This is a genomic window from Guyparkeria sp. SB14A, assembly GCF_005096345.1.
Taxonomy (GTDB): Bacteria; Pseudomonadota; Gammaproteobacteria; order Halothiobacillales; family Halothiobacillaceae; genus Guyparkeria; species Guyparkeria hydrothermalis.
Genome location: NZ_SWAW01000026.1, coordinates 21,646 through 28,135 on the forward strand (window position 1 = coordinate 21,646; position 6,490 = coordinate 28,135).

Sequence of the window (6,490 nt, forward strand, 5' to 3'; positions counted from 1 at the left end):
TTGGAAAACTCTGCATGAGCTCGATGACCGAGGGCGCGGAGTTTATCATGCAGCCCACCACCCGATTCCCGAGTGACCGGCCCCGATGAATCCCCGCACCCGCCGCGAGATGTTCGCCCGTTTCCAGCGCCAGCGACCCGAGCCGACCACCGAGCTCGAGTACCGCAGCCCCTTCGAGCTGCTGGTGGCGGTCGTACTCTCCGCCCAGGCGACCGACGCCGGCGTCAACAAGGCGACCCGCCCCCTGTTCGCCCGGGCCAACACGCCGCAGGCCGTCCTCGACCTGGGACTGGATGAGCTCACCGAGGCGATCCGCACCATCGGGCTGTACAAGACCAAGGCGAAGAACGTCTACGCCCTGTGCCAGCAGCTGATCGACAAGCACGATGGCGAGGTACCCGCCGACCGCGAGGCGCTCGAGGCGCTGCCCGGCGTGGGCCGAAAGACCGCCAATGTCGTGCTCAACACCGTATTCCGCCAGCCGACCATGGCGGTCGACACGCATATCTTCCGCGTCGCCAACCGCACCGGGCTGGCCAAGGGCAAGACGGTGCGCGCGGTCGAGGACCGACTCCTCAAGGTGATCCCCAGGGAATACCAGCTCGATGCCCACCACTGGCTGATCCTGCACGGGCGCTACGTGTGCAAGGCGCGGAAACCCGACTGCGGGGCCTGTATCGTCTGCGACCTGTGCGATTTCCGCGACAAGACCGAGGACTGCAGCCCCGAGCTGATCGCCCGCTACGCTACCGAAGAGATTTGAGCATGTACTCCAGTGACCGCCGCCGTATGCGCCAGCCGTTTCTCGATGCCTGGACCAAGGGAAAGCAGAAAAAGCCCCTGGCGCCGATCGAGCAGATGATCTTCGAGGTGATCCGCGATCATCCCGAATACCATTCGCTGCTCGACCAGCCCGAGTTCGCCCTGGAGGCCGACTGGCCGCCGGAGATGGGCGTGACCAACCCCTTCCTGCACATGAGCATGCACCTTTCCCTGCGCGAGATGGTGCAGACCGACCGCCCGGCCGGCATCCGCTCGGTGCACTCGGAACTGTCCCTGAAGAAGGCCGATCCGCTCGAGGCCGAACACGAGATGATCGATTGTCTCGGCGAGGCCCTCTGGCAGGCCCAGCAGAACGGCGGCCCGCCGGACGAGGTCAAGCTCATGGAATGCCTAAGGGAACTCTGCACGAGGCGATGACGTCTCTGCGGGACCTCCAAGGGTCCGGATGCAAGGCGCCGTCCGCCGTGAAGGGCCGTGGCCCTTTACAAGGGCTGGACCGGATCGGCACGACGCCGATCCGGCCGGCGCGAGCCGGCCCGAAGGGCGGGGTTCACGGACGAACCCCGCGACGCCGCAGATGGGCCCTTGGAGGCCCGCCCGGATGGGGCTCGCGGGTTTTCCCGCACTCGGCGTTGCCGTCCCTCGACGGGCAACGAGCCCGTCTTCGCTCCGGCGCCTTGATTGCGAACAAACCCGCGAGCCAGAGATGCCATCGACTCGTGCAGACTTCCCTGGGGGACAAGCTCAAGCGCTGACCCCGTGCACGCGGGTGACTGCGTCTGCCCGTGCATGAAATAGATTGAGGGTCTAGGCTCGAACGAGACAGCCGTCTCCCATCCATTCGAGGTAGGCCCCGATGAGCGAGTCGACAAACCAACGCCACGAGCCCGTCACCGACCCGGTCTGTGGCATGCAGGTCGATCCGGCGACGAGCGAGCATCGCAGCGAGTATCACGGCGAGACCTTCCACTTCTGCTCGGCCCACTGCCGGGAGCGCTTCGAGGACGACCCCGAGCGCTACCTGTCCGGCGATGACCCATCGGACGATTCGGCCGCCGAGGACCCGGAGGCCATCTACACCTGCCCGATGCACCCCGAGATCCGTCAGCAGGGCCCGGGGAGCTGTCCGATCTGCGGCATGGCACTGGAACCGGAGACCGTCAGCCGCGACGATGGCCCCAACCCGGAACTGATCGACATGACCCGGCGGTTCTGGATCGGCGCGCTGCTGACCCTGCCGCTGTTCCTCATGGCCATGGGTGGCCACTTCCTCGGTATCGATCGCTGGATCGCCCCGCAGGTGAACCACTGGCTCCAGTTGCTGCTGGCCACCCCGGTGGTCCTGTGGGCCGGCAAACCGTTCTTCGTGCGCGGCTGGCGATCGGTGGTCGACCGCCAGCTCAACATGTTCACCCTGATCGCGCTGGGCACGGGCGTGGCGTGGGCCTATAGCCTGGTCGCCACGGCCGCGCCCGGCATCTTCCCGGATGCCTTCCGCCAGTCCGACGGCTCGGTCGCAGTCTATTTCGAGGCCGCGGCGATGATCACGGTACTGGTCCTGCTGGGCCAGGTCCTCGAACTGCGCGCCCGCGAGAAGACCTCCGGGGCCATTCGCGCCCTGCTCGACCTGGCCCCGACCACCGCCCGGCGCATCACCGACAGTGGCGAGGAGGACGTGTCGCTCGACGAGGTCGAGATCGGCGATCACCTGCGGGTGCGCCCCGGCGATCGCGTGCCGCTGGACGGCGAGATCCTCGAGGGTCGCTCCAATATCGACGAGTCGATGATCACCGGCGAGCCGATGGCGGTGACCCGCAAGGCAGGCGACACCGTCATCGGCGGCAGCATCAATGGCCAGGGCAGCTTCGTGATGCGTGCCGACAAGGTCGGGCGCGACACGATGCTCTCGCGCATCGTGCAGATGGTGGCCAAGGCCCAACGCAGTCGCGCGCCCATCCAGGGGCTGGCTGACCGCGTGGCTGCCTGGTTCGTGCCCAGCGTCATCGCCGCGGCGGTGGTTGCCTTCGTCATCTGGTCGGTGGTCGGTCCCGAGCCACCCATGGCCTACGCCCTGATCGCGGCGGTCAGCGTGCTGATCATCGCCTGCCCCTGCGCGCTGGGGCTCGCCACCCCGATGTCGATCATGGTCGGTGTCGGTCGCGGTGCGCGCGCCGGGGTGTTGATCCGTGATGCCGAATCCCTGCAACGCCTCGAACAGGTCGACACGGTGGTGATCGACAAGACCGGCACGCTCACCGAAGGCCGCCCGCGCGTGACCCGCATTCATGCCACCGGCGCGGCAACCGGCGAGCTCGGGGAGGACGAGCTGCTGCGCCTGGTCGCCGGACTCGAACAAGGCAGCGAGCACCCGCTGGCCGAGGGGATCGTCGCCGAGGCTCGCGAACGCGGGCTCGACCTGCCCGAGGCCTCCGACTTCGATGCCGAGAACGGCAAGGGGGTTACCGGCCGCGTGGACGGGAAAACGGTGCTGGTCGGCAACCGGACCCTCATGGAGGGCCACGACATCGACACGAAAACGCTGGAGGGGTCGGCGACGTCGTGGCGCCATGAGGGCGCGACCGTGATCAGCGTGGCCGTCGACGGTCAGCCCGCCGGGCTGCTGGCGATCGCCGACCCGATCCGCGAGTCGACCGCCGATGCCGTTCACCGTCTGCAGCGGGCCGGACTCGAGGTGGTCATGCTCACCGGCGATTCCGAGGAGACCGCCCGCGCCGTCGCCCGACAACTCGACATCGACCAGGTGCGCGCCAATGTCCTGCCGGAGGGCAAGAGCGAGGTGGTCGAACGGATGCGCTCGGAAGGGCGGGTCGTTGCGATGGCCGGCGACGGGGTGAACGATGCCCCGGCACTTGCCGCCGCCGACGTCGGCATCGCCATGGGCAGCGGCACGGACGTGGCCATCGAGAGCGCCGGGATCACGTTGCTGCGCGGCGATCTGGACGGGCTGGTGCAAGCGCATCGGCTGTCCAAGGCGACCATGCGGAACATCCGCCAGAACCTATTCTTCGCCTTCGCCTACAACACGGCCGGCATCCCGATCGCCGCCGGCCTGCTCTACCCGGTCTTCGGCGTGCTGCTCTCGCCGATCATCGCGGCGGCCGCGATGTCGTTTTCCTCGGTGAGCGTGATCGGCAACGCCCTCCGGCTGCGCGTGGTTCAACTGGACTAGTCACTCTCTTCGAGCGGCCAGTCGACCACGTGGACCTCCCAGTCGATCGAGTCCCGGTCCGCGTTCTCGGCGATCACGGCCCGCCCGGCGACCGAGTAACCGCTTTTCATGGTGCTGGCGGGATCACCGGTGAGCAGCGGGTGCCAGGGCGGCAGGTCACGCCCCTCCGCGATGCGCCGGTAGGCGCAGGTGGGCGGCAGCCAATCGAATTCCTCGACGTCCTCGGGGCGCAGCCAGACGCAACCGGGCACGCGGGTCTGGCGATTGAGGTAGTCCGTGCACTGGCAGGTACCGGCGTCCAGCAGGTGGCAGGCCACGTCCGTGTAGTAGACGTCGCCGCCCTCGTCTTCCACCTTCTCGAGACAACACTTGGCACAACCGTCGCAAAGGGATTCCCACTCGGACGGGGTCATCTCGGTCAGGCGCTTCTCGCGCCAGAATGGCAGCTGGTCGCTCATCGGCTAGGGTCGGGTAACGGTGGTGAATCGTGGGGGCGGGCAATCCGGGTCGAGATCGGGGCCGGCAGCCTATCACGCCGGGCCTCGACGCCTGCGGATATGACCGACGGTATGCGATGATTCGTCCATCACGCAACGAGGTAACGCGATGACGGAAACGGCCCAGGCCATGCCGGTGATGCGCATCGGCAGCGAAACGGACATCAACCAGGCACTGCATTCGGCACGCAATGCCCGTGTCCAGCGGCTGGGCGAGGTGCTGGTGCAGCGCGGCGCACTGAGCCGCGAGGCACTGGAAAGCGCCCTGGACTCGTTGCGCCACCACCCGGCCACGCACCTGGGCGACTGGCTGGTCGAGCGCAAGATCATTTCGGCCGAGCAGCTCGAGCAGGCCCTGTGCTCGCAGCTGGGCATCCCGCAGGTAAACCTGGGGGCGTTCGTGCCGCCGCCGGAGGTCGCCGCGCTGATCCCCTACGAGATGGCCCTGCGCCTGAACGTGCTGCCGCTGGCACGGCGGAACTCGGTGCTGGTGGTCGCCTCGGCCCGGCCGACCGACCAGGAGTTGCTCTCCATCCTGCGGTTCTACACCGGGCTGGGCATCGAACCGGTGCTGGCCTCGGCGCACCAGGTCGCCAGCGGGATCAATCGTGCCTACCGGGTGGAATCGGTCGGCGAGGACCGCGAGGCCTTCCTGCGCCACGAAGGCGAAGACGCGGCGCAGAACCGCGAGCCCGAGATCGAGAACGAGGCCACCAGTCCGCCGGTGGTCAAGATGGTCAACACGCTATTGATGCAGGCCATCAGTCGCGGCGCCTCGGACATTCATTTCCTGCCGCGACGCGAGAATGTCCTGGTGCGCTTTCGCCTCGACGGCGCGCTGCAGACGATCCGCTCCATCGACAAGTCCCAGCTGGCGGCCGTGGTCGCGCGCATCAAGATCCTCGGCCGGATGAACATCGCCGAGCACCGCCTGCCCCAGGACGGCCACGCCCGCGTGCACATGGGCAAGAACGAGGTCGACCTGCGCATCTCGGTGATGCCGACGTTCAACGGCGAGAGCGTCGTCATCCGCATCCTGAACAAGAACATGGGCTTAAAACCGCTCGACGCGCTGGGCTTTTCGAAGGGCGACGAGCGCATCATCCGCAACCTGATCGCCCGTGCCCAGGGAATGATCCTGGTGACCGGGCCGACCGGTTCGGGCAAGACCACCACGCTCTACTCGCTGCTCCAGGAGGTGAAGGCCGGCGACCCGCACATCATCACGGTGGAAGATCCGGTCGAATACGACATGGACGGCATCGACCAGGTGCAGGTGCATGCCGGCATCGGCTACACCTTCGGCCGGGCGTTGCGCAACATCCTGCGCCACGACCCGGACGTGATTATGATCGGCGAGATGCGCGATCTCGAGACCGCCGAGAGCGGCGTGAAGGCCGCGCTGACCGGCCACCTGGTGTTCTCCACCCTGCACACCAACGACGCCCCCAGCGCGGTGACCCGCCTGGTCGACATGGGCGTGGCGCCCTACCTCGTCAGCTCGACCGTGATGGCGGTGCTGGCCCAGCGACTGGTGCGCATCCTCTGCTCTCACTGCAAGAAGAAACACCAGCCCGAGCCCCTGGTCTGCGAGACGATGGGCGTGGACAAGGACGAGACCTTCTGGCGATCCACCGGTTGCGATCACTGTGACCAGACCGGCTACGTCGGCCGCACCATGGCCTATGAGCTGATCGTGGTGGACCGCGACATGGCCAACCGCATCGCCCACGGCATCACCACCGAGGAACTCCGCCAGTTCGCCGTCGACAAGGGCATGCGCACGCTGACCCGCCACGGCCTGGAAATGGCGCGGGCGGGCATCACCTCGCTCGAAGAGGCCTACCGCGTTCGCCTCGAGGACCTGGGTGGTCCCGAGAACGGCAACGGCCACTAGAGCGGCGTCATGGACCTGTTGCTGATCGTCCTGGTGGCCATCGCCATGCTCCTGCTCGCGCTGCGTGGCCGACAGAAACGCCGCCGCCCCGCCCCACGCCGCGCGCCGGGCCCGCGTCGGCCG

5 protein-coding genes are annotated in these 6,490 nt (G+C 67.5%); 4 read left to right on the plus strand and 1 reads right to left on the minus strand.

Translation table 11 applies throughout. The features are described 5' to 3' along the window. Positions 1-85: 85 nt before the first annotated feature. From nth to FAZ79_RS09355, 3 genes are all read left to right on the plus strand, one after another. The gene (gene nth, locus FAZ79_RS09345; RefSeq protein WP_136867706.1) at positions 86-763 is read left to right on the plus strand and encodes an endonuclease III; all 678 of its coding nucleotides are present in this window, start codon (positions 86-88) and stop codon (positions 761-763) included. A 2-nt stretch (positions 764-765) separates the two neighbouring features. Next, complete coding sequence (locus tag FAZ79_RS09350; protein WP_136867707.1) at positions 766-1,200, plus strand: DUF1841 family protein; 435 nt, start codon at positions 766-768, stop codon at positions 1,198-1,200. A 439-nt stretch (positions 1,201-1,639) separates the two neighbouring features. Continuing rightward, a complete protein-coding gene (locus tag FAZ79_RS09355; RefSeq protein WP_136867708.1) occupies positions 1,640-3,973 on the plus strand; it encodes a heavy metal translocating P-type ATPase in 2,334 nt (777 codons plus the stop codon). On the opposite strand, the gene FAZ79_RS09360 is transcribed toward FAZ79_RS09355, so the two are convergent. Continuing rightward, positions 3,970-4,431, minus strand: coding sequence for a YcgN family cysteine cluster protein (locus FAZ79_RS09360; RefSeq protein WP_136867709.1), 462 nt, complete (start codon positions 4,429-4,431; stop codon positions 3,970-3,972). The two genes, FAZ79_RS09355 and FAZ79_RS09360, sit on opposite strands and share 4 nt — an antisense overlap. Before the next feature lie 148 nt (positions 4,432-4,579). Here FAZ79_RS09360 and FAZ79_RS09365 point away from each other — a divergent pair, with 148 nt between their 5' ends. Further along, on the plus strand, positions 4,580-6,367 hold the full coding sequence (locus FAZ79_RS09365) for a GspE/PulE family protein (RefSeq protein ID WP_136867710.1): 1,788 nt from the start codon (positions 4,580-4,582) through the stop codon (positions 6,365-6,367). Positions 6,368-6,490 lie beyond the last annotated feature (123 nt).

Coding starts and splice junctions, on each gene's coding strand:
- nth (WP_136867706.1), top strand. CDS start 86: ATGAATCCCCGCACCCGCCGCGAGATGTTCGCCCGTTTCCAGCGCCAG.
- FAZ79_RS09350 (WP_136867707.1), top strand. CDS start 766: ATGTACTCCAGTGACCGCCGCCGTATGCGCCAGCCGTTTCTCGATGCC.
- FAZ79_RS09355 (WP_136867708.1), top strand. CDS start 1,640: ATGAGCGAGTCGACAAACCAACGCCACGAGCCCGTCACCGACCCGGTC.
- FAZ79_RS09360 (WP_136867709.1), bottom strand. CDS start 4,431: ATGAGCGACCAGCTGCCATTCTGGCGCGAGAAGCGCCTGACCGAGATG.
- FAZ79_RS09365 (WP_136867710.1), top strand. CDS start 4,580: ATGACGGAAACGGCCCAGGCCATGCCGGTGATGCGCATCGGCAGCGAA.